This window comes from Mucilaginibacter mali (genome assembly GCF_013283875.1).
GTDB classification, from domain to species: domain Bacteria; phylum Bacteroidota; class Bacteroidia; order Sphingobacteriales; family Sphingobacteriaceae; genus Mucilaginibacter; species Mucilaginibacter mali.
In genome coordinates this window covers 2,902,549-2,926,480 of the sequence record NZ_CP054139.1, presented here as the reverse complement: position 1 = coordinate 2,926,480, position 23,932 = coordinate 2,902,549, and the positions used below count along the sequence as shown (strand labels likewise).

Annotated in this window: 26 protein-coding genes and 1 tRNA gene; 10 read left to right on the top strand and 17 right to left on the bottom strand. The window is 45.3% G+C overall.

What is annotated here, in order from left to right:
* Positions 1-11: 11 nt before the first annotated feature.
* Positions 12-905 (top strand): helix-turn-helix domain-containing protein, encoded by an 894-nt coding sequence (locus HQ865_RS12455; protein ID WP_173415207.1) that lies wholly within the window; start codon positions 12-14, stop codon positions 903-905.
* Between the two features lie 2 nt (positions 906-907).
* Here the strand turns inward: HQ865_RS12455 and HQ865_RS12450 are convergent, their stop codons facing one another.
* Positions 908-1,261: a hypothetical protein gene (locus HQ865_RS12450; protein ID WP_173415206.1), complete on the bottom strand. Its 354-nt coding sequence runs from the start codon at positions 1,259-1,261 to the stop codon at positions 908-910.
* A 155-nt stretch (positions 1,262-1,416) separates the two neighbouring features.
* Between HQ865_RS12450 and dprA the strand changes: the two genes are divergently transcribed.
* Complete coding sequence (gene dprA, locus HQ865_RS12445; protein WP_173415205.1) at positions 1,417-2,520, top strand: DNA-processing protein DprA; 1,104 nt, start codon at positions 1,417-1,419, stop codon at positions 2,518-2,520.
* A 179-nt stretch (positions 2,521-2,699) separates the two neighbouring features.
* On the opposite strand, the gene HQ865_RS12440 is transcribed toward dprA, so the two are convergent.
* The 5 genes from HQ865_RS12440 to HQ865_RS12420 all read right to left on the bottom strand — a co-directional run bounded on the left by HQ865_RS12440 (position 2,700) and on the right by HQ865_RS12420 (position 7,198).
* Positions 2,700-3,176, bottom strand: coding sequence for a SixA phosphatase family protein (locus tag HQ865_RS12440; protein ID WP_173415204.1), 477 nt, complete (start codon positions 3,174-3,176; stop codon positions 2,700-2,702).
* 12 nt (positions 3,177-3,188) lie between these two features.
* Positions 3,189-3,821: a porin family protein gene (locus HQ865_RS12435; RefSeq protein WP_173415203.1), complete on the bottom strand. Its 633-nt coding sequence runs from the start codon at positions 3,819-3,821 to the stop codon at positions 3,189-3,191.
* A gap of 39 nt (positions 3,822-3,860) precedes the next feature.
* Complete coding sequence (locus tag HQ865_RS12430; RefSeq protein WP_173415202.1) at positions 3,861-4,820, bottom strand: glycosyltransferase family 9 protein; 960 nt, start codon at positions 4,818-4,820, stop codon at positions 3,861-3,863.
* Entirely contained in the window at positions 4,821-5,321 is a 501-nt protein-coding gene (rfaE2, locus tag HQ865_RS12425; protein ID WP_173415201.1) for a D-glycero-beta-D-manno-heptose 1-phosphate adenylyltransferase, read from the bottom strand.
* A gap of 200 nt (positions 5,322-5,521) precedes the next feature.
* The gene (locus HQ865_RS12420; RefSeq protein WP_173415200.1) at positions 5,522-7,198 is read right to left on the bottom strand and encodes a DNA polymerase/3'-5' exonuclease PolX; all 1,677 of its coding nucleotides are present in this window, start codon (positions 7,196-7,198) and stop codon (positions 5,522-5,524) included.
* A 111-nt stretch (positions 7,199-7,309) separates the two neighbouring features.
* On the opposite strand from HQ865_RS12420, the gene HQ865_RS12415 reads away from it, so the two are divergent.
* The gene (locus tag HQ865_RS12415; RefSeq protein ID WP_173415199.1) at positions 7,310-8,062 is read left to right on the top strand and encodes an ankyrin repeat domain-containing protein; all 753 of its coding nucleotides are present in this window, start codon (positions 7,310-7,312) and stop codon (positions 8,060-8,062) included.
* 179 nt (positions 8,063-8,241) lie between these two features.
* Here the strand turns inward: HQ865_RS12415 and sppA are convergent, their stop codons facing one another.
* Complete coding sequence (gene sppA, locus HQ865_RS12410; protein WP_173415198.1) at positions 8,242-10,020, bottom strand: signal peptide peptidase SppA; 1,779 nt, start codon at positions 10,018-10,020, stop codon at positions 8,242-8,244.
* 88 nt (positions 10,021-10,108) lie between these two features.
* Between sppA and folK the strand changes: the two genes are divergently transcribed.
* Both folK and HQ865_RS12400 read left to right on the top strand, forming a co-directional pair.
* On the top strand, positions 10,109-10,588 hold the full coding sequence (folK, locus tag HQ865_RS12405; protein WP_173415197.1) for a 2-amino-4-hydroxy-6-hydroxymethyldihydropteridine diphosphokinase: 480 nt from the start codon (positions 10,109-10,111) through the stop codon (positions 10,586-10,588).
* Between the two features lie 22 nt (positions 10,589-10,610).
* Positions 10,611-10,979 carry an Hpt domain-containing protein gene (locus HQ865_RS12400; protein WP_173415196.1) on the top strand — a complete coding sequence of 123 codons (369 nt, stop codon included), beginning with the start codon at positions 10,611-10,613 and terminating at the stop codon, positions 10,977-10,979.
* A gap of 109 nt (positions 10,980-11,088) precedes the next feature.
* Here the strand turns inward: HQ865_RS12400 and purS are convergent, their stop codons facing one another.
* The 3 genes from purS to rho form a co-directional block, all read right to left on the bottom strand.
* Positions 11,089-11,343, bottom strand: coding sequence for a phosphoribosylformylglycinamidine synthase subunit PurS (purS, locus tag HQ865_RS12395; protein ID WP_173415195.1), 255 nt, complete (start codon positions 11,341-11,343; stop codon positions 11,089-11,091).
* Positions 11,324-12,043: a CDP-alcohol phosphatidyltransferase family protein gene (locus tag HQ865_RS12390; RefSeq protein ID WP_173415194.1), complete on the bottom strand. Its 720-nt coding sequence runs from the start codon at positions 12,041-12,043 to the stop codon at positions 11,324-11,326. Before HQ865_RS12390 ends, purS begins: the two co-directional genes overlap by 20 nt.
* Positions 12,044-12,325: 282 nt before the next feature.
* Complete coding sequence (rho, locus tag HQ865_RS12385) at positions 12,326-13,960, bottom strand: transcription termination factor Rho (protein WP_173415193.1); 1,635 nt, start codon at positions 13,958-13,960, stop codon at positions 12,326-12,328.
* 284 nt (positions 13,961-14,244) lie between these two features.
* On the opposite strand from rho, the gene pyrF reads away from it, so the two are divergent.
* The gene (gene pyrF, locus HQ865_RS12380) at positions 14,245-15,078 is read left to right on the top strand and encodes an orotidine-5'-phosphate decarboxylase (protein WP_173415192.1); all 834 of its coding nucleotides are present in this window, start codon (positions 14,245-14,247) and stop codon (positions 15,076-15,078) included.
* A 138-nt stretch (positions 15,079-15,216) separates the two neighbouring features.
* Here pyrF and HQ865_RS12375 read toward each other — a convergent pair whose 3' ends face one another.
* The 4 genes from HQ865_RS12375 to HQ865_RS12360 form a co-directional block, all read right to left on the bottom strand.
* Positions 15,217-15,753 (bottom strand): pyridoxamine 5'-phosphate oxidase family protein, encoded by a 537-nt coding sequence (locus tag HQ865_RS12375; RefSeq protein ID WP_173415191.1) that lies wholly within the window; start codon positions 15,751-15,753, stop codon positions 15,217-15,219.
* 219 nt (positions 15,754-15,972) lie between these two features.
* Complete coding sequence (locus HQ865_RS12370; RefSeq protein ID WP_173415190.1) at positions 15,973-16,140, bottom strand: Arc family DNA binding domain-containing protein; 168 nt, start codon at positions 16,138-16,140, stop codon at positions 15,973-15,975.
* A gap of 7 nt (positions 16,141-16,147) precedes the next feature.
* Positions 16,148-16,678 carry a hypothetical protein gene (locus tag HQ865_RS12365; RefSeq protein ID WP_173415189.1) on the bottom strand — a complete coding sequence of 177 codons (531 nt, stop codon included), beginning with the start codon at positions 16,676-16,678 and terminating at the stop codon, positions 16,148-16,150.
* Between the two features lie 4 nt (positions 16,679-16,682).
* Positions 16,683-17,537, bottom strand: coding sequence for an SPFH domain-containing protein (locus tag HQ865_RS12360; protein WP_173415188.1), 855 nt, complete (start codon positions 17,535-17,537; stop codon positions 16,683-16,685).
* Positions 17,538-17,648: 111 nt separating this feature from the next.
* Between HQ865_RS12360 and HQ865_RS12355 the strand changes: the two genes are divergently transcribed.
* Both HQ865_RS12355 and HQ865_RS12350 read left to right on the top strand, forming a co-directional pair.
* The gene (locus tag HQ865_RS12355) at positions 17,649-19,715 is read left to right on the top strand and encodes an HD family phosphohydrolase (protein WP_237073797.1); all 2,067 of its coding nucleotides are present in this window, start codon (positions 17,649-17,651) and stop codon (positions 19,713-19,715) included.
* A 169-nt stretch (positions 19,716-19,884) separates the two neighbouring features.
* Positions 19,885-19,971 (top strand) — tRNA-Ser (locus HQ865_RS12350).
* Between the two features lie 367 nt (positions 19,972-20,338).
* Here the strand turns inward: HQ865_RS12350 and HQ865_RS12345 are convergent.
* Genes HQ865_RS12345 through HQ865_RS12335 form a run of 3 tightly spaced genes read right to left on the bottom strand, consistent with a single transcriptional unit; the run spans position 20,339 to position 22,614 of the window.
* Positions 20,339-21,196: a sigma-70 family RNA polymerase sigma factor gene (locus tag HQ865_RS12345; protein WP_173415187.1), complete on the bottom strand. Its 858-nt coding sequence runs from the start codon at positions 21,194-21,196 to the stop codon at positions 20,339-20,341.
* Positions 21,162-22,226 (bottom strand): fatty acid desaturase, encoded by a 1,065-nt coding sequence (locus HQ865_RS12340; protein ID WP_173415186.1) that lies wholly within the window; start codon positions 22,224-22,226, stop codon positions 21,162-21,164. The genes HQ865_RS12345 and HQ865_RS12340 overlap by 35 nt, the downstream gene beginning before the upstream one ends.
* A 28-nt stretch (positions 22,227-22,254) precedes the next feature.
* Positions 22,255-22,614: a hypothetical protein gene (locus HQ865_RS12335; RefSeq protein WP_173415185.1), complete on the bottom strand. Its 360-nt coding sequence runs from the start codon at positions 22,612-22,614 to the stop codon at positions 22,255-22,257.
* A gap of 250 nt (positions 22,615-22,864) precedes the next feature.
* On the opposite strand from HQ865_RS12335, the gene HQ865_RS12330 reads away from it, so the two are divergent.
* Together HQ865_RS12330 and HQ865_RS12325 are read left to right on the top strand one after the other, a co-directional pair.
* Complete coding sequence (locus HQ865_RS12330) at positions 22,865-23,059, top strand: cold-shock protein (RefSeq protein ID WP_173415184.1); 195 nt, start codon at positions 22,865-22,867, stop codon at positions 23,057-23,059.
* Between the two features lie 76 nt (positions 23,060-23,135).
* Positions 23,136-23,582: a cold-shock protein gene (locus tag HQ865_RS12325; RefSeq protein ID WP_173415183.1), complete on the top strand. Its 447-nt coding sequence runs from the start codon at positions 23,136-23,138 to the stop codon at positions 23,580-23,582.
* Positions 23,583-23,932: the final 350 nt, after the last annotated feature.

The window sequence follows — 23,932 nt, the reverse complement described above, 5'->3', positions numbered from 1 at the left end:
TTCCGTATTAAATGACTACCGACTTGACCGCGCAGACCGCTTTTACTTTAATTAACCCGCAAACAAACGCGCTGGCCTTTAAAATATTCGGTTTTGAAGACGACTCCTATTTTAACCACACAAAGAACTATAATTACTACTCCATTATCCTGGTTTTGAATGGTGCTGGAAAGGTTAAAACCGATATGTCGGAATATTTTTTTACAGCTAATACGCTGGCTTGCTTTGCGGTTTATCAGCCCTTTATGTTTAAGGCCGATAATGGGTTTAAAGGTATATTGATCAGCTTTCACCCTGATTTTTTCTGCATCCATAAACACCAGGCTGAAGTGGCTTGTAACGGCGTGCTGTTTAATAATATTTATAAATCGCCGCTGGTTAATTTAGGCGATCAGGATGTGCAGGCGATGTTAATGTTGATAGATCAATTAAAAATTGAGATGCAAAACGCAGACCTTGCTCAATATGAGTTGATGGTATCGTACCTGAAGATATTTTTGATCAACGCGTCGCGTCTTAAGCTAAGCCAAAACCTGGAGCCTGTTTTTAAACATGAAAAGGAGCCTTTTATATTACAAACACTTAAAGATGCAATTGAAGAGCATTATAAAACAAAGCACAGCCCCGGCGAATATGCCGATATGCTTAATATTACTACCAAGGCACTTAACCGGGTTACTAAAACACATTTTAATAAAACCCTCACAAACCTGATAGCCGAACGTATTATCATCGAGGCTAAACGAGAACTATACCTTACATCAAAACCCGTAAAAACCATAGCGTACGAACTGGGCTTTAACGATGAATTTTACTTCAGCCGGTTTTTTAAAACCAATGCAAGCGTACCTCCACAGGTTTATCGCGAAACGGTGGGCTTTGCCCGTGCCGAAGGTCAGGTATAATGTTAGTGTGCCGCTGGCGGCACCGGCGGCTTTTTAGGCTCGGCCTTTTTATTTTTCTTAAACAGATCTAAGGGATTTGGTGGCGGCGGCGGGGTGCCCGGCCCATCCGCTTTTTCAGCCGGCCCAGCCTTTGGAACCTTTTTATCATCGGCAACCGGCGGGGCAGGGGCGGCCTTTTTATTCTTTTTAAACGGATTTATTTTATTAAAAACTTCCACCGGCGATGGTGGCGGTGTAGGCGGCGTGCCGGGTTTGGGTGGCTCCTGTGCTTTTACTATACCGGCAAAGGTTAGTCCCAGGCTTACGGTTACTGCTGTAAAATAGCGATAGGTGTTACGTGCTTTGGTAGTTTTCATAACAGAAATGTTTTACCTCTCCCTGCCATCTCCAACGGAGAGGGTTCTAAAAATATGCTTCTTAAATCCTCTCCGAAGGAGAGGTGCAAAATTATAACCCGATATTTTCCTAATTGTTTTAGCAAATTGCGGCGGTTAGTTATATTAGCGGGCAAATGTCCTTATTACACCAGGTTGCCCTCACATTTATAAAAGGTATTGGCCCGGCTTATGCCCGTGCCATGATAGCCTACGCCGGCAGCGCCGAAGCCGTATTCAACACGCCTGTAGCCAAGCTAAAGAATGTGCCCGGCATTGCCGATAAGCGCGTGGGGCTGCTGGCCGATATGAAGTCCCCATTACTACGCGCCGAACAGGAGCTGGCCTTTGCCGAAAAGAACGGTGTGGACATTATTTATTATCACGATGCCCGCTACCCCAAGCGCCTGAAAAGCTGCGACGATGCACCGTTATTATTGTACAGCAAAGGCATGGCCGACTTCAATGTACCCAAGGTGATCAGCATTGTGGGCACCCGAAACGCCACCGACTACGGCAAGCACCTTTGTAACCAGTTGATTGAAGAATTACAGCAATATCATGTACTGATAGCAAGCGGACTTGCCCTTGGTATTGATACCGCAGCACATCGCGCCAGCCTGAAGTATAATATCCCGACAGTAGGGGTGCTGGGCCATGGTTTTGATACGATGTATCCCGCAGGGAACCGTGCTTTAGCCGATAAAATGCAAAAGGAAGGCGCGGTGCTGACTGAATATCCATCGGGCACGATACCTAACCGCGAGAACTTCCCGCAACGCAACCGCATTGTTGCCGGCATGGCTGATGCTACGATAGTAGTGGAAGCCAGTATAAAGGGTGGCGCCCTCATTACTGCCGAAATTGCCAACTCGTACAACCGCGATGTATTCGCGTTCCCGGGACGGATAAATGATGAATTTTCGGAGGGCTGTAACTTCCTGATCCGTAATAATAAAGCCTCGCTGTTATCGTGTATGGCCGACCTGGCCTTTATGATGGGTTGGGAAAAGCGCGATGATGCGGGTTCGGTTCCCGAGCAACTGATGCTGCCGATAGATCTATCCACTCCCGAACAATTGATCTACGAAACCATCCGCAATAATAAAGCCCCGCTGGCTATCGATGACCTGGCCATCCGCATCAGCATGCCAACCAGCACCTTAGCCATGAACCTGCTGAATATGGAAATGCAGGGCTTTATCCGCTCGTTACCGGGGAAGACTTATGTGGTGAATTGAGATACACGTTGTGGCAATTTAACCACAAAGTACACAAAGACTTGCTTATGTAAATAGGCACAAAGAACCACAAAGCCTTTGTGTCTAAACACTTCAAAAAACTTTGTGAACTTTGTGTTAACCAATAAGGTGTTTCTTAGTGCTCTTTGTGGTTAAATTGCTATTAATACTTAAAAAAGTCAATAATTCTTCGGCGAATCATACCAGGCCAGTTTGCCGGTATCGCTATGCACCATTTCCCATTCGTCAAAATCAAAGCCGATCAGCGCAGCGTCGGCGGGCGACATATCGCGCATTTCGCCGGTTAACTCGTACAATACCTGGCTAATGCCAGGGTTATGGCCAACCAGGGCGATGAAGCTATACTCGTCGGGCAAGTGGTCGATTACTTTAAGCAGATCGTGCGTATTAGCTTCGTAAATATGCTTGTTATCAGCACGGTTGGTAACCGATAAAACCCCTGCAAAAATATCGGTGGTGGTTTTGGTGCGCAGCGAGGGGCTGGTAACAAAATACTCGGGGATCAGTTCGGCTTGCTTTAGTTTGCCGGCTATCATCGCGGCATCGTGAATGCCACGGTCGGTCAGCGGACGGTCGAAATCGTTTATATCGTGGCTACCGGCTTTGGCGTGGCGTATCAACAGTAATTTTTTCATCAGGTATGTATCCTATTTAAATATTAAGCCAAGGGTAATAGTAAATTCGCGATTGTATATTCCTTTATACCCCGAATCCTTCACCGCCTGCGATGCGATGTTCATCAAACCCAGATCGTACCCAAGGTTAAAGGTGAGGCGGTTATCCAGTTCCAGCCCGGCCAGTAAATTGATGCCGGCATCGTAGCGGGTAAAATCGTAATCGCTGCCAAACTCGGCTTTGTTTGATGTTGTGCTATTGGGTGTTTCGTAAGTAAGGCTGCCGCCGTTGGTAGATGCCGCGTAAAAACCGGCTCCGGCTATCAGCTTTCCCAGTTTTGGGATGCTGTACTTGCGCATCAGGTCTACCGGTATTTCAATGTATCTTATTTTGTTGGTGGTGGTTAGCGCGTCTTCGGTATATTCGGTGCCTTTGGTAGTTAGGGAAACGCCGCCGCGCAAATAGTATTCCTTCAACACTGGTACGTTTGTGAATACGCCGGCTGTAAAAGTACGCACCGACTGGTTTGACAAGATGCCGCTGTTATCGATATGCTGTATGGCCAAACCGCCGCCAACTCTAAAACCATATTCTATTTTGCGCTGCGCGTGGGCCGCGCCACATAACAGGCAAATTAAGGGGATTATGAATAATGTTTTCTTCATCTGTGTAACTAAGATGCAAATTTTAGCTTTAGCCTGCGGCTAATTATTTGTAAAATTTATGATCTCGCGCTCGTCTATCTCCGTCATACACTTAAAGTGCCCCAGCGGACAAGCCGCCTGCCCGAATTTTGAACACGGGCGACAAGGCAGGGTAACCCCGGCAGTAAGCGATTTTTTAACCATATAAGGCTGCACACCCAATAATTCGGGCACGGTGCTGCCCCATATCGAAGCGATGGGTTTATTAAATGCTTCGGCAATATGCGTAAGGCCGGTATCGAAACCCACCACGGCTTCGGCTTTTGATACCAGGTATACCGATTCATCCAACGTGGTGATGCCGCAGGCATTATATACATAGGGGCCAACAGCTTTGGCTATGATATCGCCGTTCTCCTTCACATCGTTACCGCCCAGCAATACTACGGGTAAGCGCATTTGCCGGCAAATGCTGATCACCTTTTCGTTGGGCATGCGCTTGGTAAAGTGGGTAGCGCCTATCACAAAGGCCATAAATTTTTTGTGTGATGGGGGCAGCAACTTCGCTACACTATGATCTTTTTTGATATAGTAATCGATAGGCAGGTTATCGTTCACCACGCCCAAAAATTTTATGGTTTTTAAGTACCGCTCTACCAAATGCACCGGTTCAACCAACTTCAGCTTAAACTTAAGGCTAAGCCATTTGCTAACCCTTTGCTTATTATAAGTGGTTGATTTAATGCCCGTGCGCAACTTGATGATCGCCGTCCGCAGATTGCTATGCAGATCCACGATCAGGTCGTAATTTTCGGCTTTGATTTCCGTAATGGTATCCGACAGGCTTTCCTTTAACAGCAGCAGCTTATCAAGATAGGGGTTATTATCGTAAATATACCTGAAAGCAGGCTTGGTTAAAAAGTGCACCTCCACATCGGGCAGTTGCTTTAAGCACCGCACTACAGGTGTGGTGTAAATAATATCGCCCATGGAGCTGAAACGGATAACCAGGATCTTCATTTATTGTATGTCTCTTATTTTACGGATGATAGCTGTGGACGAAAACCCGTCGACAAAGTTGATCACCTTTACATCGCCACCATTGGCCATCACCTCTTTGGCGCCAACAATGGTATCCACCGTATAATCGCCGCCTTTGGCCAAAACATCGGGCAACAGGTTGGTAATGAGGTTTAACGGCGTATCCTCTTCAAATATTACAATCGCGTCGGTAAAAAGGAAACTGGCCAGTAATAAGGCGCGGCTGTCCTGGTCGTTCACCGGGCGCTCGGGGCCTTTTAAACGCTTTACCGATGCATCCGAATTTAAGCCGATAATGAGTTTTGTTCCCAGGGATGCCGCATCGGCCAGGTAAGTGATATGTCCGGTATGCAGCAGATCGAACACGCCATTGGTAAACACCACCTTTTCGCCCGCCGTCTTCCAGTCATCAACAATGGTTTTTAGTTGGGGCAGGGTGAGTATTTTGGCTTGTATCTTTTCCTTGATGCGGTTGCTCATGGGGTAAAATTAGGGATAATATCGGTAATTATGCATCGTAGCAATTACTCACCCGGTCGTTGCTTCGCCCGACCACCCTCTCTTCGCTGCGCGAAAAGAGGGGACGAGGTTATCCGATACTGCTCCTGCCTTCTTTGTGCGTAGCGAAGAGAGGGCCGACCAGCGAAGCGTAGTCGGGGTGAGTCTACAGATATGCAGGTCTACCGCGCTTTCTTCTTCTTAAAAAACGCGTCGATCTCCGCCAGCGACAAGGCATTCACACACATATCCTTTGATAAACCACCTTTGCGTGCGGCAAAAACGCCGTACTTCATATCATGGAAACCTTCGGTACGGTGTGCATCGGGGTTGATGGACAGCCAAACGCCCTTTTCCAGCGCGTATTGCTGCCAGCGCCAGTCGAGGTCTAAACGTAGCGGGTTGGCATTGATCTCTATCGATACGCCATTGGCCGCGCAGGCGTCAATCACTTTTTTATGGTCGATAGGGTAGCCCTCGCGACTTAACAGCAAACGGCCGGTAGGGTGGCCCAACATGGTAGTATACGGATTTTCAACCGCTTTGATGATGCGCGAGGTAGCTTTGTCCTCGGTCATTTTTAGGTTGGAGTGTACCGAGGCGACAATGAAATCAAAACGTTGCAAGACCTCATCAGGGTAATCCAGCGAACCATCGCCCAAAATATCCGATTCGATACCTTTAAATATATGGAAGCCATCCAGTTTTTTATTCAGGTGGTCTATCTCCTCGTGCTGCTGCAGTACGCTTTCAATACTCATACCCTTGGCGTAAAAGGCACTTTTACTGTGATCGCAAATGCCCAGGTATTCCAACTTCATTTTATCGCGGCAGTAAACGGCCATTTCCTCCAGCGTGTTCACGCCATCGCTCCAGGTACTGTGGTTGTGCAGCGAACCCTTCAGGTCGTAAATAGTGATCAGGTCGGGCAGTTTGTTTTGATGCGCCATTTCAATAAAGCGGTCATCCTCGCGCAATTCGGGCAGCATAAATTGCAGACCAGCCTTTTGGTAGATCATTTGCTCGTGCTCGGGCTGACTCATTGGCACAGTTATACGTTCCATTACCGCCTCCACATGCTTTTCGGTGCCGGTTTGTTGAAACAGGGTATAATGGAAATCGGCTTTGCGCACGCAAACCAGGTCGACCAGCAAACCGCTTTCCAGTTCGCCATTAAGGTGGTGGCCGTTTTGTACCATATTATTTATAATGCCCGATCCCATCAGCGCCTCCTCGGCCAATTGGTCGTCGCGGCTGCCGATAACGATCATCAATTCGCATACGATCTCGCATTTGCGGCGATACTCGCCACCAAACTCTATCAGCGCGCCGGGCAGCGTATCCTTTAATAATTGGATCAGTTTATCGGCATCGGCCTCTATCTGCGCGTACAGGAATTTGCCGTTGCTGGCCATGCGGTATTCGATCACCTTGCGGATCTCTTCCTGTGTCTTCAGGCCGAAGCCCTTGGCCTCTATCAGGCGGTTTTCGTTACAGGCATAGTACAATTCGCCAATGTTTTCGATGCCCAGGTCGTGCCAGATGGTAGCTATCTTTTTAGGGCCGATGCCTTTAATGCCCAGCATTTCTACAATGCCCGGCGGCGTGGCGTCCAGTAGTTCCTGCATCTCGGTTATCTGGCCGGTTTCCAGCAGTTCCACAATTTTGGCGGCTATGCTTTTGCCAATTCCGTCAACCTTTTCCAGTTCGGCCAGGTTTTTACCGGCAATGGGAAAGGGCAGCTTATCCAGTTTAAAAGCGGCGTTGGCTATCGATTTTATTTTGAACGGATTTTGCTCGTGCAGCTCCATCAGTTGCGATAACAGGCGGAAGGTGCGGGCTATGGGTTTGTTTTCCATGTGTATAATTGATGGGCGTAAATGTAACAATTGGCTATTTAATTAACGGCTTAAGCCCTTGCTAAGTTTTAAAATTGCTGCAGGATATTGTAGCTTTATATAAAAAACACCATGCCCGATTTTAGCAAAGCCATTTATCATATAGAAACTCATTCGGTTGAAGGTTTACGCGCGTATTTTAAAGATGGGGGCGACCCTAACGGGACCAGTAGCAGGGGCGTACCGCTATTCACCTGGATGGTAGAGATGTATGCCCGCGGCCCAAAGTTTAAAGATTGCGTTAGGGAATTTATTGCTGCCGGATTGGTATTTGACGACAATGCCTTGCTGGCTGTACTGGCCCATAACCCGGAAATGCTGCAAGCGGCTATTGCTGCAAACCCCGATGCTGTAACTAAAACTTACTTTCGCTATAAAAATACTTACACACCTTTAACTGGCGGAATGTTGATGCATTATTGCGCCGAATATAACAGCCTGGCCTGTGCCGAAATACTTTTGCAACACGGCGCCGATGTAAACGCCCGGGCAGCGATTGATGCGTATGGTTTCGGCGGGCATACGCCTGTTTTTCATACGGTTAATCAAAACGGAAACAACTCGGTTGATATGATGCATTTCCTGTTAGATAATGGCGCCGACCTTAACCACCAGGTTAAAGGCCTGGTATGGGGGCAGGGCTACGAGTGGGAAACGTTTATCCCGGCGGTGAACCCTATAAGCTACGCCATGATGGGTTTGCTGCCACAAGTGCACAGAACAGAAAAAGTAATCATGACCGAGACGATCCCTTTATTAATAAAACATGCTTATGGGATTGATTATATGCCCAATAATGTGCCTAACGCTTATTTAAGATCGTAGATTTATAAGGTTATAAATAGTTCTTAGATAAAAGCAAAACGTCATGCCGAACTTGTTTCGGTATCCCACTTGCATAGTCAAGCAATGCATTATCGACCTTTACATGGGATGCTGAAACAAGTTCAGCATGACGTGAATGCCAATAAAAAAAGCCGCCGGTCGGGCGGCTTTAAGATGTTTTACTTTATCACCACATCAAACGGCAACCTCGCCTGTGGCGTGCGCATCAGGTGTGTAACCGATTTGATTTGTTGATAGGTGTTATAGCTTTCGCCCAGTTCGTTTTGCAGCATCCGCGTTTTAACCTCGGCGGTAAGGCCCTGGCCAAATTTGTTGAAAATACTTTTTTGCTCGGGGTAGGTAACCAGTTTATAATCCGTCACTTTGGCTTTTTTGGCGGCCATGTTCACGGCATCGTTAATATTGCCTAAGCGGTCAACCAAGCCTAATTTAATGGCCTGGGTACCTGTCCACACCCGCCCCTGGCCAATGCTGTTGATGTATTGCTGCGTTTTCTTGCGGCCGTCGGCTACGTGTTTGGTAAAGTCATCGTAACCACGGTTCACCTGGTTTTGCAGGATCGCGTGCTCTTCCGGAGTAAGCGGGCGGCTGATGTCGCCCAGGTCGGCGTATTTGCCGGTCTTTACACCATCAAAGGTTACGCCCAGTTTATCGTTAAACAACTTTTGCATGTTGGGCAGTATGGCGAATATACCGATAGAGCCGGTGATAGTATTTGGTTCGGCAATAATAGAATCGGCCGCACAGGAGATATAATAACCGCCCGAAGCCGCGTAATCGCCCATCGATACGATGATCGGCTTAACATCATGCGTCAGTTTTACCTCGCGCCATATCACATCCGATGCCAGCGAACTGCCGCCCGGCGAATTTACACGCAGCACTACCGCTTTTACCTTGTTATCTAAACGCACCTGGCGCAGGGCCTTCGATACCGTTTCCGAACCGATGGTGTTCTCGTCGCCATCGCCGCCATTGATCTCGCCCGAGGCATAGATCACCGCTATTTTGTCGCCCGCCGTAGCTTTTTCGGTATCGGTATTGTCGTCTTTTACGCCACTTTTGGTGTATTCGCCAATTTCAACGCTGTGCAGGTTCTTCTTTTTGTCGGTCGATGTGCGCGATTTTAATTCGTCCAGCACTTCATCCTTATACTTCAGGCCGTCAACCAGCTTATACTTCAGCGCGTCTTCAGGGAACTGCACCTTCATGTTATTGGCAATGTCAAAAAGGGTATCGCGGTTAACATTGCGGGCTTTGCCAATACCGGTAAGGAAGTGCTCGTATAGCGAACCGAGGTAAGAGTTTACCTGTTCTCGGTTAGCGTCGCTCATTTTATTCAGGATGTATGGCTCTACAGCGCTTTTGTAGGTCCCCACCTTAATAACCTGTGCTTCGATTCCCAGTTTATCCATAGCGCCCTTCAAAAAAGTGATCTGCTGACTGAAGCCGCTAAACTCGAAAATGCCTTTTGGATTGATATAAACCTTATCGGCAACTGATGCCAGGTAGTAGAAGCCCTGTGTGTAAATTTCGGAATAAGCGATGATAAATTTCCCCGATTTTTTAAAATCGAGCAGCGCGTTACGCACTTCCTCGGTAGTGGCCTGTCCCGACAGCATATAGCTTTCATCAAGGAAAATGCCTCTTATATTATCATCAGTTTTAGCTTTTTTAATGTTGGCCAAAATATCGTTCAAGCCTATTGATTTTTCGCCATCAAGCCCTAAAAAGCTCAGTCCGGCCAGCGGGTTATTGGGTGTACGTTCGGGAATAGCCCGGGTAAACGATACGTGCAGTACCGAGTTTGAAAGCACGTCGACAGGCTTTTCGCTGCTGGCTCCCACTATGATACCAACCAAAATGATAAGTAAAATAAAACTTGTAAAAACGATACCTACAATAGTGGCCAGTACAAATTTGAAAAATTGTTTCATTAAAAAATTTAATCTGTTTATCTATGCAAACTTAGCAATTCAACATCGCATTACTGCTAAGAGCGTTATCAATAATATTTGTTACAACATGGTTAAGGTTTTTTTGCTGCTTGGTGGTAATTTGGGGGATAGGTTTGCATATTTAAGCAAGGCGATAGCGCTTATCGGGGAAGAAATAGGCACGGTAGCCCAACAATCATCTGTTTATGAAACACAGGCATGGGGCAAAACCGATGAGGCTGATTACCTTAACCAGGTAATTATTGTTGAAACCGAATTACAGGCCCACGAGGTGCTGGCACGGATATTGCAAATAGAGCTGAACCTTGGCCGCAAGCGGGCAGAAAAATGGGGGGCGCGCACCATAGATATCGATATATTATTTTATGATGATATTATTATCAATAAGCCGGGTTTAATAATACCCCATCCCGAACTGCAAAACAGGCGTTTTACCTTAGAACCACTGGCCGAGATCGCTCCGGAGTTGTTGCACCCGGTACTTAAAATCAATATGCTGCAACTTAAAAATAACTTGCAGGATTGCTTGATTGTTAAAAAATTATAAATTTGAGGTAGAAAATAATATTATGTCGGACAACCAGGATTTTGACCTTTCATTTCTTTATGAAATTGCCGATGGCAGTAACGAGTTCATCGTTGACTCTATCGATATGTTTTTGCAGCAAACTCCGGAGTTGCTGAACACCATTTCCTCGGCTATTGCGGCAGGAGAGTGGGCCACAGCAGGCGGTGCGGCGCATAAACTGAAACCTAATCTTGGCTTTTTCGGTATGCTCGAATGTCAATCGACCATGCAGGAGGTGGAATTACTTTGCAAGGCAGGCGGACAAGACCCCGACACCATCAACACTAAATTTGGCTGGCTGAATTCGGTGATCACTAATAACCTGGGTAAACTGGCAAAAATAAAATCAGACACGGAAGCAATGCTGTAAAACTTCGCTATAAGAGAGAGAAAAAAGAAAGGTAAAAGGCATAAAGTCTTTTACCTTTTTTTATATCGGTATAATCCTAATTTCTAACCTTTAATCTCCAATCTCTCGCTTAAACTGCTTCTATAGTAAAAGTATAGCTTTCCATAATCAGGTTAGCTAATAAGCTTTTGCAGGCCTGGTCAACCTTTTGGCGGGCAACTTCTTCGTTTTCAGCCTCAATTTCAAGCGATACGTGTTTGCCTATGCGGATGTTCTGAATTTCTGGCAAGCCCAGGTTTTTCATGCTGCCGGTTACGGCTTTACCTTGCGGGTCAAGAATTTCTTTTTTGGGCATTACGTCGATCTCAGCCTGGAACTTTGTCATTGTCGAATTTAAATTGAATGATAGATAGGGTGATGTAAATAAATATCACCACCGGAACTGCGGCAAATTTAAAAAATAGTATCAAAATAGCCGAGAATAACAGCAATAAATAACGGTAAAGATTGCGCGGGTCCTTAGGTTTAAACTTCAGTGATATCAGCGGCAACTCGGCAACCAGCAGGGCGCACATCACCACATCAAGTATGGTAAGCGTGTAACGGTTTAAAATATAGAAGTTTAAAGCCGGGTATTGCTGTACGATAAATGGTAACGAGGCGATCAAAATAGCGTTGGCCGGTGTGGGCAAACCGATAAAAATTTCGGCCTGGCGGGTATCGATATTAAACTTGGCCAGGCGTAATGCCGAAAATACCGCGATGGCGAAGGCGATAAAGCACATAAAATCGCCAATGTTATAGATCTGCGGCGATTTCAGGAACAACTCGTACAAAATAGCCGAAGGCAGGAAGCCAAAGCTCACCATATCTGCCAGCGAATCGAGATCCTTACCTATGCCCGAGAATGATTGCAGTACGCGTGAAGCAAAGCCATCAAAAAAATCGAAAATAGCGGAGAGAAAAATACAATAAGCGGCAAATATCAGGTTATCGCTAAAGGCAAATACAATACCCACACAACCGCTGAACAAGTTAGCACAGGTGATGGCATTGGGTAAATGTTTTTTTACTCGCTTCCTCATATAATGGCGTGAAGTTAGCAAGAATTTATGAACCAATGAAGAAGCGCTGACTAAAGTTTGCTTGTTCGGGGCAATTTAACCGCAAAGTTCACAAAGATTTGCAAATAGAAATAGATCCACAAAGTGCACGAAGTTTTATAATGCGAAAACGAAAAAGGACACAAAGCTAAGGCGTCAATCACCGCTTAGCTTTGTGTCCTTAAATGGATACAGATAAAAAGTCATCGAATCTAAAAGCTTCGTGCCCTTTATGGTTAAATCATTACCAATGGATCTCTCAACTTACGAGTTCATCGAGATCAGGAATTCCTCGTTTGAACGGGTACCTCTCATCTGCGTCAGCAAGAACTCCATCGATTCCTGCGAGTTCATATCGGCCAGGTGGTTACGCAGTATCCAGATACGTTGCAGCGTATCACGCTCAAGCAGCAAGTCGTCGCGGCGGGTGCTCGAAGCGGTAAGGTCGATAGCAGGGAAGATACGTTTGTTAGATAGTTTACGATCAAGCTGCAACTCCATGTTACCGGTACCTTTAAATTCTTCAAAGATCACTTCGTCCATCTTCGACCCGGTTTCAGTCAGCGCTGTAGCAATGATGGTCAGCGAGCCGCCATCCTCAATATTACGGGCAGCGCCAAAGAAACGCTTAGGTTTGTGCAGCGCGTTAGCATCCACACCACCAGATAAGATCTTACCCGAAGCAGGGGCAACGGTGTTATAAGCACGGGCCAAACGGGTGATCGAGTCTAACAGGATCACCACATCATGTCCGCACTCTACCATGCGCTTAGCTTTTTCCAATACAATGTTGGCGATTTTTACGTGGCGCTCGGCCGGTTCGTCAAAGGTCGACGCGATAACTTCGGCGCGCACGCTGCGGGCCATATCGGTAACCTCTTCAGGGCGTTCGTCAATCAGCAGGATGATCAGGTAAACTTCAGGGTGGTTTTTGGCGATAGCGTTGGCCACATCCTTCAGCAACATGGTTTTACCGGTTTTTGGCTGGGCCACAATTAAACCACGCTGACCTTTACCGATCGGCGAGAACAGGTCCATTATACGGGTTGAGTTATTGCCCGGATCGGTAAACAGGTTCAGTTTTTCCGATGGGAACAGCGGCGTTAAGTGATCGAAAGGTACACGGTCGCGCACTTCGGCCGGGATGCGGCCGTTAATGGCCTCCACACGTACCAGCGGGAAATATTTTTCGCCCTCTTTTGGCGGGCGGATGCTGCCGCGCACGGTATCGCCGGTTTTTAAGCCGAACAGCTTTATTTGCGATTGCGATACATAAATATCATCGGGCGAGGTCAGGTAGTTATAGTCGGATGAGCGCAGGAAGCCATAGCCATCAGGCATAATTTCAAGCACACCCTCGTTTACAATAACGTTATCAAAATCAAGATTAACCTCGGGGGCTTTCGCCTGTTGCTGCTGTTGTTGACTTTGCTGGTTATTACGGCGCTCAAATTTAGCAGGGCGCTCGGCTGGGCGTTCCTCTGTTTTTACAACTGGCTCATCGTCGTCGCCGGTAATTACCTGCGATGGTTCTTCGGCGGCTACAGGGGCCTCGTCGTCATTATATCTTTGCGGCTCGTCATCATCGCCCTGATCAAACAGGTTGGTATCGGTAAGCGGTACACGCGGCTCTGGTGTTTTTGCCTTTACAACACGGGTTCTTTTACGTGGCTTTTCTTCGGCTTCGGCAGCAGGGGCATCCGGGGTAATTTCGGCATAATTGCTGGCCAGGGCGCTTTGCTGGGCGCGGGCGGCTTCAATAAGCTGCTGCTGTTCAACAATGCGTACAATTAATTGGGGTTTGCGCAGCTCATCAGCTTCGGCAATGCCTAAACTTCTGGCCATATCACGCAGTTCTGAAACGAGTTTATCGTTCAATTCATGAGTATTATCAGACATGTGATGAATTTATAATTCAAAAGGATTTTTAAAAAAATGAGAGATATTTGTTTACCCCAGACACACAAACGAAACGGAAAAAGACCTGTATTATATCAATAAATAAAGTGGAATTTTTTAAATTGTTTCTTTGGTGCAAGAAAAATTCAAAAGGATAACGCTGCAATTTTAGTTAATATAATTTATTATTTCAAAATTTTTAATAAAATATCTTTCATACCACTATAACGCTTCGGTTTATTTTTAGTTTTTTTACACGCGAAATACATTTTACCAAATATAATATGCTTTCAAGGGAACAATTAATAGCTGAGATCAAGAAAAAAAAATCGTTTTTATGTGTGGGGCTGGATACCGATATCGATAAGATCCCTGAATTTTTAAAAGCATATCCCGACCCGATCTTCGAATTTAACAAACGCATCATCGATGCCACCGCCGACTTATGTGTGGCCTACAAACCCAATTCTGCCTTTTACGAGGCTTATGGGATTAAGGGCTTACAGGCTTTGATTGATACCTGCAAATATCTGCCAAAAGATACCCTTAATATTATTGATGCCAAGCGTGGCGATATCGGCAATACCTCCGACAAATATGCCCGCGCTTTTTTTGATGAGGCTGAATCGGGCATGGGTTTCGATGCCATTACCGTAACCCCATATATGGGTAACGACAGCGTGAAGCCTTATCTTGCTTATGATGGCAAATGGGTGATCATCCTGGCGCTCACTTCATCCGTTGGCAGCAAAGATTTTCAGTACCTGCAAACGGGCGATGATTTTTTGTACGAAGCTGTAATTAAAAAAGCCAATACCTGGGCCGGTGCCGACCGTATTATGTATGTAGTAGGGGCTACCAAAAGCACCGAGTTTACCAATATCCGCCAATACGCGCCCGATAACTTTTTGCTGGTACCCGGCGTAGGTGCGCAGGGCGGCAGTTTAGAAGATGTATGTAAATACGGCATGACCAAAGATTGCGGCCTGCTGGTAAACGCCTCGCGCTCCATTATCTACGCGTCAAACGGTGAAGATTTTGCCGATGCCGCCCGTGCCGAAGCTTTAAGTTTGCAACGGCAAATGGCGGAGGAGTTGGAGAAGGCAGGGGTGATATAGTTTACCACTACGTCATTACAATTACCACCGCGTTATTGCGAGGCACGAAGCAATCTCTAAGCTATACAGGAGGACTATAAAGTCGGACCTTTGAGTGTAGAGATTGCTTCGTATCTAAATGGCCTGCGGGATCGGGGCTTACTGCTTTAACTCACCTTCAATCGAATCATCAAAGGTTTTCCCTACAATAGCCCCGGCTACCATCTTCACAAACGCTACGGCGTTGCCATGCTTGTTATCCCAATAATAACCTTGTGTAGGCGATACCTTAATTACACTGATGCGCGGATCATCCTTGCCTTCGGTGAACCAAACTTTCATTATTGGCTCCCATAGTTCATCAATAATGGCTTTATCCCCGCTGATGCTGCCGATGCCGTATACGCTCATGAAGCCCGAGTGCGGCGACGCCTGGAAGAATAGCTGCACCATCGGGTCGGTGGCGATGTCGGCATTTTTTACACTGTCGTTAGCACTCAGGAACCACAGGTCGCCGTTATCGTCTATCTTTTGCGGCGACATAGGCCGGCAGTTTGGCGGCAGTCCGGTTTTAATATTCGTGCAAAAAAAGCAGGATTCGGCTTTTTCAGCCAGTTCCTTCATTTTTGCCCAGGCTTCGGTGCCTGTTAAATTTTCTGTATTCTGTTCCGGTTGTTGCTGATTGATGCTATCCATGTTTTCAATTAGTTTTGATGTGATAGTATAACCAGTGGGAAATTATATTGTGTTGTATGATATGGAATTTCTTGTGGTGAAAGAATGGTGGGTGATTTTAACCACAGAGGGCACAGAGATTTTCACGGAGGGCACAGAGCCTTGCGAACTCAATATTTAATTTGCATATCTCTGTGATCTCCGTGTTTCTCGCTCCGTGACCTCTGTGGTTAAATTATTTTATTCCGGCTTTTTCTTTTTGTTCCCTTTTTTGCGCACGTTGATGGCTTGCTGTAAAAGATATTCTATCTGGCCATTGGTGCTCCGAAACTCGTCGTTAGCCCAGGCCTCTATCTCCTTCAGCATTTCAGGATTTACGCGTAATACAAATGGTTTCTTCTCGGCCATAATAATTTTAATGCGCTGCGGCTGCCTGTTGCTGGCGCAAAAGCACCATGTAAATACCGATTAGCATATACATGCCTATTTCGGGTACCTGTTTTAGTATGTCGCGGTTAAAGGTAACACGAAAAGGCATTTTAAACTTCCAAAGGTTGGGCTCTATACTAAACATATCGCCGTATTGGTCGCTGTTTAAATAAACTGTGCGCGAAAATACCTTTTTACTGGTGAAGTGAGCCTGGAAGCCATCGTTCATACCCAGGCTTATTTTACGGGTCCATGCTTCGGGCTTAACAGAACCAATATTTTCCGTGGCTGACTTATTGATGTACAATGTACGCCTGAACAATCCTTTCGGTACAAGTTCCCAACGATTGTCGGCTGTTTCTAAAATGGCGGTTGGCTTAAACCAGCCTGCGGTGCTTAATTTAGCATAGATGAACTGGCCATCGTTCAACTCGTACGATGGACGAAAATAGCCGATCCGGTTCACCATTAACTCATTAACGCGAAGCTGATCGAACGGCCTGAAATAATTGTCCATGGTATTAATTATATAAGGTACCTGTATTAATTACCGGCGATACCGCGCGTTCGCCGCAAAGCACAACCAGCAGGTTGCTTACCATGCTGGCTTTACGTTCCTCATCCAGTTCTACAATGTTCTTTTCAGATAAACGGTCTAATGCCATCTCCACAATACTTACTGCGCCTTCAACAATCAGTTTACGGGCGGCGATAATAGCCGATGCCTGTTGGCGTTGTAACATGGCATTCGCGATCTCTGGTGCATAGGCCAGGTGCGATATACGGGCTTCCAATACCTCGATACCGGCGCGCGACAGACGGTCGGTCAGTTCCTGTTCCAGCATCAGGCTTACTTGCTCGGCGCCATCGCGCAGGGTTACTGTAGCTGTTTCATCCTCCAGGTTATCATAGGGGAATGAATTAGCGAGGTGTCGTACAGCCGCTTCACTTTGGATATTTACGTATTGAATATAATTCTCGACAGCGAAGGTGGCTTTAGCGGTATCCTTTACCTGCCAAACAATTACAGCGGCTATCTCGATAGGGTTGCCGATCTTATCGTTCACCTTTAATTGCTGGCCATTAAGGTTAAAGGCGCGTAACGATAAGCGCTTTTTTACCGTGAACGGGTTTACCCAATGAAAGCCGGTTACTTTAACTGTGCCCACATAGCTGCCAAAAAGCGTAAGTACTTTCGATTCGTTAGGATTTACTACTATAAAGCCGGGCAGTAGCAGAAAGCCGGTTATGCCCAATACCACGCTTGCGGCAGGTACCTGCATCGTGCCCATGGTTATAGCGAGTATTACTAAAATAATAAAAACCATCAGCATAAAATAGCCGGAGATGGGTTTGGTCGATTTTTCAGATTCCATGATAATTATGATTTAAAATGATATCATAAAGATATCAAACTAAAAAGCATAAATGCAAGTAAAATAGGTTAATAATTTTATCTTGCTAATTTTGCTGTATTAAACAGGTAAATGGCTACACTATCAGCATCGCGCCAAAGGGCATTGTTTAGGAAATACGCCCGTAATATCAAGTATTTCATGATGCTGTTGAGTATATGCCTGATCGTATACACACTCCCCAAGCAGGCTAAATTCCGTTACGAGTACGAGAAGGGCCGCATCTGGAACCAAAAAGATCTGGTATCGCCCTATAACTTCGCCATTCTGAAAACCAGCCAGGAACTGGCCACCGATCAGGACGCGGCGCTACGCACTATTACGCCTATCTACCAGTTACTGCCCGATGTGCCCGATCAGCAACTGAATGGTTATAAAAATGATTTCGAAATAAAATGGCATAATGCCGGTATTAACGAACGGCTGAAAGAGCGTTATTTAACAACCGGATATAACCTGCTTAAAACCATTTATAACAGCGGTGTTTTAACACTGGTATCAAAATACCAGCATGGCGATGGCAATTATACCATACGTATCCTGTTTAAAAATATCGCCACAGATAAAAACACTACCGACCTGTACACTCACGAACGTGCAATGGCCTATTGTAACCAGCAATTGCAGGCAAGCCCCGATATTAATAAAGCTTTTTTGTTGGATATTATTGATGACAGGATCCAGAATACCCTAAGCTACGATGATAAACTGACCCAAAAGTTTGAAAATGAGGTGCTGGACGGCTTGTCCCTTACACGTGGCATGGTGCAAAAGGGGGAAGTGATTGTAGCCAAAGGGTCGGTTATTAACGATGAGGTTTATCAAAAGCTGGAATCGTACAAAAAGGCTTTCGAGGATAATGCCCGCGTTAACGGTAATCCTAACCTGGTACTGTTAGGTCAATTTTTACTGGTAGCCATAGCGGTTGGTTTGCTAATGATATTCCTGTACCTTTTCCGTAAGGATATTTATGCCGATAACCGTTTAGTGAGTTTAATATTGCTTGTGGTTACTGCTATGCTGGCCACGCTATCATGGTCTATCAGGGTACAGTTGCCCAGCATTTACTATATACCTTATTGTATAGTACCCATTATCATCCGTATTTTGTTTGATACCCGTTTGGCGCTGAATATCCACCTGCTGGTGGTGTTGATAGCGGGTTTCTTTGTACCAAACAGTTTTGAGTTCGCATACTTCGAGATCACGGCGGGGATGGTGGCTATCTATAGTATAAAAAACCTGGTACGGCGAGATCAGTTCCTGGTATCTGCATTGATCATCACGTTCACTTACTTTGTGTCGTTCATCGGCATCTGCTTTATCCGCGAGGGTACTTTCATCAATATCGAGTGGATGGATTTCTTCCCATTTGTGGTGAGTGTGCTGCTCACCCTGCTGGCTTATCCGCTTATTTATGCTTTCGAGCAGGTGTTCCAGATCACATCCGAGATCACCCTGATAGAACTGACCAATACCAACGCGCCATTACTGCGTCAATTGGCCTTCAACGCGCCGGGTACCTTTCAACACTCGCTACAGGTAGCTAACCTGGCCGAGAATGCTATTTATACCATTGGCGGTAATTCGTTGCTGGTGAGGGCAGGGGCTTTGTATCATGATATCGGTAAGATAGAAAACCCGCTGTATTTTATCGAGAATCAAAATTCGGGCTTTAATCCGCATGATAAACTCTCGTACGAGGAAAGCGCGCAGATCATTATCCGGCATGTAAGTAACGGTATCGAAATGGCCCGTAAGGAGCGCCTGCCCGAAATAGTGATCGACTTTATACGCACCCACCACGGTAATACCCGGGTAGATTACTTCTATCAATCGTACCTGAAGAACTTCCCGGAGAAACTTATAGACGAAAACATCTTCCGCTATCCCGGCCCGATCCCATTCTCTAAAGAAACCGGTGTGCTGATGCTGGCCGATTCTGTAGAAGCGGCTTCACGATCATTACGTGAGCCGGATGAGCAGAGTATTAACGATCTGGTTGACCGCATTGTGAGTTATAAACTGAACCAGGGCCAGTTGAACGATAGCAATATCACCCTAAAGGATATTGAAACAATAAAAACCATTTTTAAGAAAATGCTGATGAGCATTTACCACGTGCGTATAGATTATTGATGTTTTTTAAGGGTATGGGAAGGGTGCGTGAAAATCTTTTTCCAACAAATTCAGCCACTTAACTCAAACGGGGAGGAATACTTTGAGCAAAATCCAATTTTTTTTTTGACGGGTAACTTGAATTGCTATATTTGCAGTCCCGAAAAAAAGGGAACATTTATTTAACACTGGTGAGGTGCCTGAGAGGCCGAAAGGATCAGTTTGCTAAACTGACGTACGGGAAACTGTACCGAGGGTTCGAATCCCTCCCTCACCGCTTAGACGAATATCAAAGGTTATCAAACGCCTCTAAATCAATGATTTAGAGGCGTTTTTATTTCTGCTGCTTTTACAAAAAGTTCATATAAAGAAGTATTTTTACCGCCCTCTAAAAGTGTAATAAATAGTTGATGATCAATATATTAAATAATATAACATCTTGATTTGTAAGGGCTGCGCGTCGAATTTTGTTCAATCTTAATTCAGCATTTTATGTTAAAGAAAACCTTCAGTTTACTTGTCTATCTAAACTCAAAGCTGCGGTAATGGTAGCAGGTACAACGGTGGTTGATGTGAAAAAACAGCTTAACCGGCCTGGCATCCGTTAAGCTGTTAATTTCATTATGAAATGTCGAACCTTAACTCTACAGATATTTGAACATTTCGTGTTTTCGGGCATAATGACGTAAGTGTTGGAGCGCTTTATCTTTTAATTGCCTCACCCGTTCACGGGTAAGCTGATAGCGTGTACCGATTTCTTCCAGCGTATAGGGCTGCGGATAGCCAATCCCGAAGAAAAGCATCAGTATTGTCCGTTCCCGATCAGGTAATTGTATTAAGGCATCGTCTATAGTGGCCGATAATGATTCTTTCATCAGCTGGTCGTCAGTTGCTTTTCCGTCACAGGACAGTATATCCATCAGGGAGTTTTCAGTTTCATCGCTAATACTGGCATCCAGTGATAATGAACGGCGGGATTTACTCATAATGTCCGCAACGCTTTCCGTCGTCCGATCTACGGCCGCTGCTAATTCTTCAACAGATGGCTCGCGCTCAAACTCCTGCTCCAACCGTGAAGCTGTGCGATACAACCGGTTTAATGCACTGATCTGGTTAAGCGGTAAACGCACCAGTCGTGATTGCTCGGCAATAGCTTGTAAAATTCCCTGACGTATCCACCACACTGCATAAGAAATAAATTTAAAACCTTTAGTTTCATCAAAACGCTGTGCCGCCTTGATTAGCCCCAGGTTACCTTCGCTGATCAGATCGTTAAGCGATAGCCCTTGATTCTGAAACTTTTTAGAAACGGATACCACGAAACGCAGGTTGGCCCGGGTTAGCCTATGCAGTGCAGCCTGGTCGCCATCGCGAATCAGCTGTGTTAGCGTCACCTCTTCATCGGCCGTGATCATGTCAATCTTGCTGATGTCGTTCAGATACTGATCCAGCGACTGGCTGTCGCGGTTAGTAATCGACGGTGTGATCTTTAACTGTCTCATAAACAGAATGTCCAGGGTTATGGTGGATATATTTGTTAAGGAAATTCTGCTTATCATCCCGGTAACTTGTTACAGCGCCCAAAAGATAAAGCAGGCGTATGTACAGCCAGGCTGTATCCAATTGATAAGATTTGAACCCGCTGCGGGCACTTTTTGGATAGAGGTGATGGTTGTTATGCCATTCGCCGGCCACAAAACCCGGCCACAACTGGTTGATTGATTTGTCGTCGCGGTGATAGTCTACGCCTTCACGTTGTTTGTCTTTTCCATGGCCATGGCCATCGTAATTAAACGTACGTACGCCAATCGCCCAAACGCCTGCGGCAGCAAACAGCGAACATGCCAAGGCATGTCCCCCCGCCAGATAAAACGCGGCGTACCAGAAACACCAGTTGACCAGCCAGGTGATCAACGTAGCCAACGGCCTGGCGTATGATCCCCAGCGTTGATACTGCCGATAACTATTGCCCTTTACCCCGGTATGCACCATCAGGCGACTGATACGGTTGTAGTCGGCTTCGTTAAGGTCGTTCGCGATGGGCTGATGATTAACGTCGGCGAGGAAGCAATACCAAAAGCCACCATCAGCGTTATAAGGATCGCCAGGTTTGTCAGATTTGGCATGGTGCACATGGTGAGAAACCACATAGATCTCTTCAGGTATGATATTAAGCGTAAGGTGCCGGGTAACGAACCGCCAGAAATTATTACTGAAACGGTAAGCCCTATGCGTACAATACCGATGGTGCCAGACGGTGCCATGCGTGCCCATAATGATCATCCCATAAACAAATGCGGCAAGCAGCGTCCACACGGTGAAAAATTTAAAAACGAACAGCACAAAAAAAGGCACCAGGCAAAGCACCTTTAACCAGCTTATGAAAGGCAGCCAGTTCTTGCGATTTTTAATCAGGTTTAGCCTGCTGAAAAATTCTTGCAACAGAATCGCTTTACCTGGTTTTACCAGATGCCCATTATCATCCTGCCAGCCATAAGTTGGCGGCTGCAGAACGTGATCTAAAAAAGCCATAAAATTAGTTTTGAATAAGTGTGGCCGATTATTTACGAACTCTCCTTATCGGATATGCGGCTAAATGTTTTTTCTCGCCGTTTTGCAGGTCGGTAACTGAAAGCGTTATGTCTTCCTTACTTAAGGGTTGCTGTAATTTACTTTTTACCTTTTGATAGATATTAAGCAAAGCTTCTGGTTTTAATTTTAATGATACCAGTGGACGATGATCTCTTATCAGGCTGGCCATTTCAGCATCGGTGGCTAACTGTATTGTCCATGATTCGTCTGCTTTAAAACCATTTTCGGCTGCTTCGTTTTTCAGGTCGAATAAAAAAATACTGATCTGCCTGGCCAGAAAATGTTGTTGCGCATCTGCGCTGCCCGTAAGGGCTTGTTGATTATCCATTCATATAGCTGATTCAGATTAAACTGGGAAGCTTAAAGATCACCTGAATCAGTTGGCGGCAATATCTAAGAGTTGCGGTGTAGGAGGTATGTTACGCAATGTAGGTAAAAGAATTGAATAATTTACATAAAGGTGTAAATACTTTATCTTTTGTTATTTTGATTAGATATATTTTTATTTATTTAACCAAAAGTAAAAATATACCAATTATTAGCTCTACCTTGCCTGACTATCATTAAATAGTTTTTAAATGCAAAAAGAAGGAACAGTGAAATTTTTCAACATCTCCAAAGGGTTTGGATTTATTTCACAAGATGATACAAGAACAGATGTTTTTGTACATTCAACAGGCCTCATCAACGAGATCCGTGAAAACGACAAAGTGAGCTTTGACGTGGAGAGCGGTAAAAAAGGCCTGAACGCAGTGAACGTAAAAGTAATTTAATTATCACTATAAACTTACGGTAACACCTGTCCCTTCAATGGGACGGGTGTTTTGTTTTATACACTACATTAAAACTATGGGAAAATCCAACGAAACCTTCAATAAAAAAGAAAAAGAAAAAAAACGGCTGAAAAAGCAACAGGATAAAAAATACCGTATGGAGCAGCGCAAAGCCAACTCTGATAAAGGCAAAACGCTGGACGAAATGATGGCTTATCTGGACGAAAATGGTAATCTTACATCAATACCGCCTGCAACTAAAAGACCTGCGGGGTCAGATGTATCTGCAATTGTGATATCCACGCCCAAGAAGAAAGATGAGACTTCAGAACCGAACACGGGAATCATCAGTTTTTTTAATACCGCTAAAGGTTTCGGGTTTATCTGTGATGGAAATACAGGAGAAAACGTCTTTTTCCATGTCAATGAACTTACTTTTCCAGCCAAAGAAAATGATCAGGTGCAGTTTGGAACCGCCAAAGGTCCCAAAGGGCTTACCGCCACCCAGGTTAAAAAGCGTTAGGTTGATTGATAGGCCGATTGCTGTTTATTTTACCTCCTGGTGAGTACCGTTGGTTATTTCTCTGTGTTTTTTTTGATAAATATCTTAGTCGATTGTTGATCACGTGTACTCTCAGCCTGCTTGGAATAATGTAAATTTCAACTTTATATTGGTTTCGGCTTTTGTAGCAAACAGCATAAAGATCTTAAGCGGTGGGTAACCAGTCAAAAACCATCAAAATAACCATTTAAAGCGGTAAGAAGGCCAAGGTTCAAATCCCTCCCTCACCGCAGATAGCTATATCCAACGCTCAAAAAAGCCCGAGATCATGTGATTTCGGGCTTTTTATTTTGCCAAAACTCGTCTTCGTA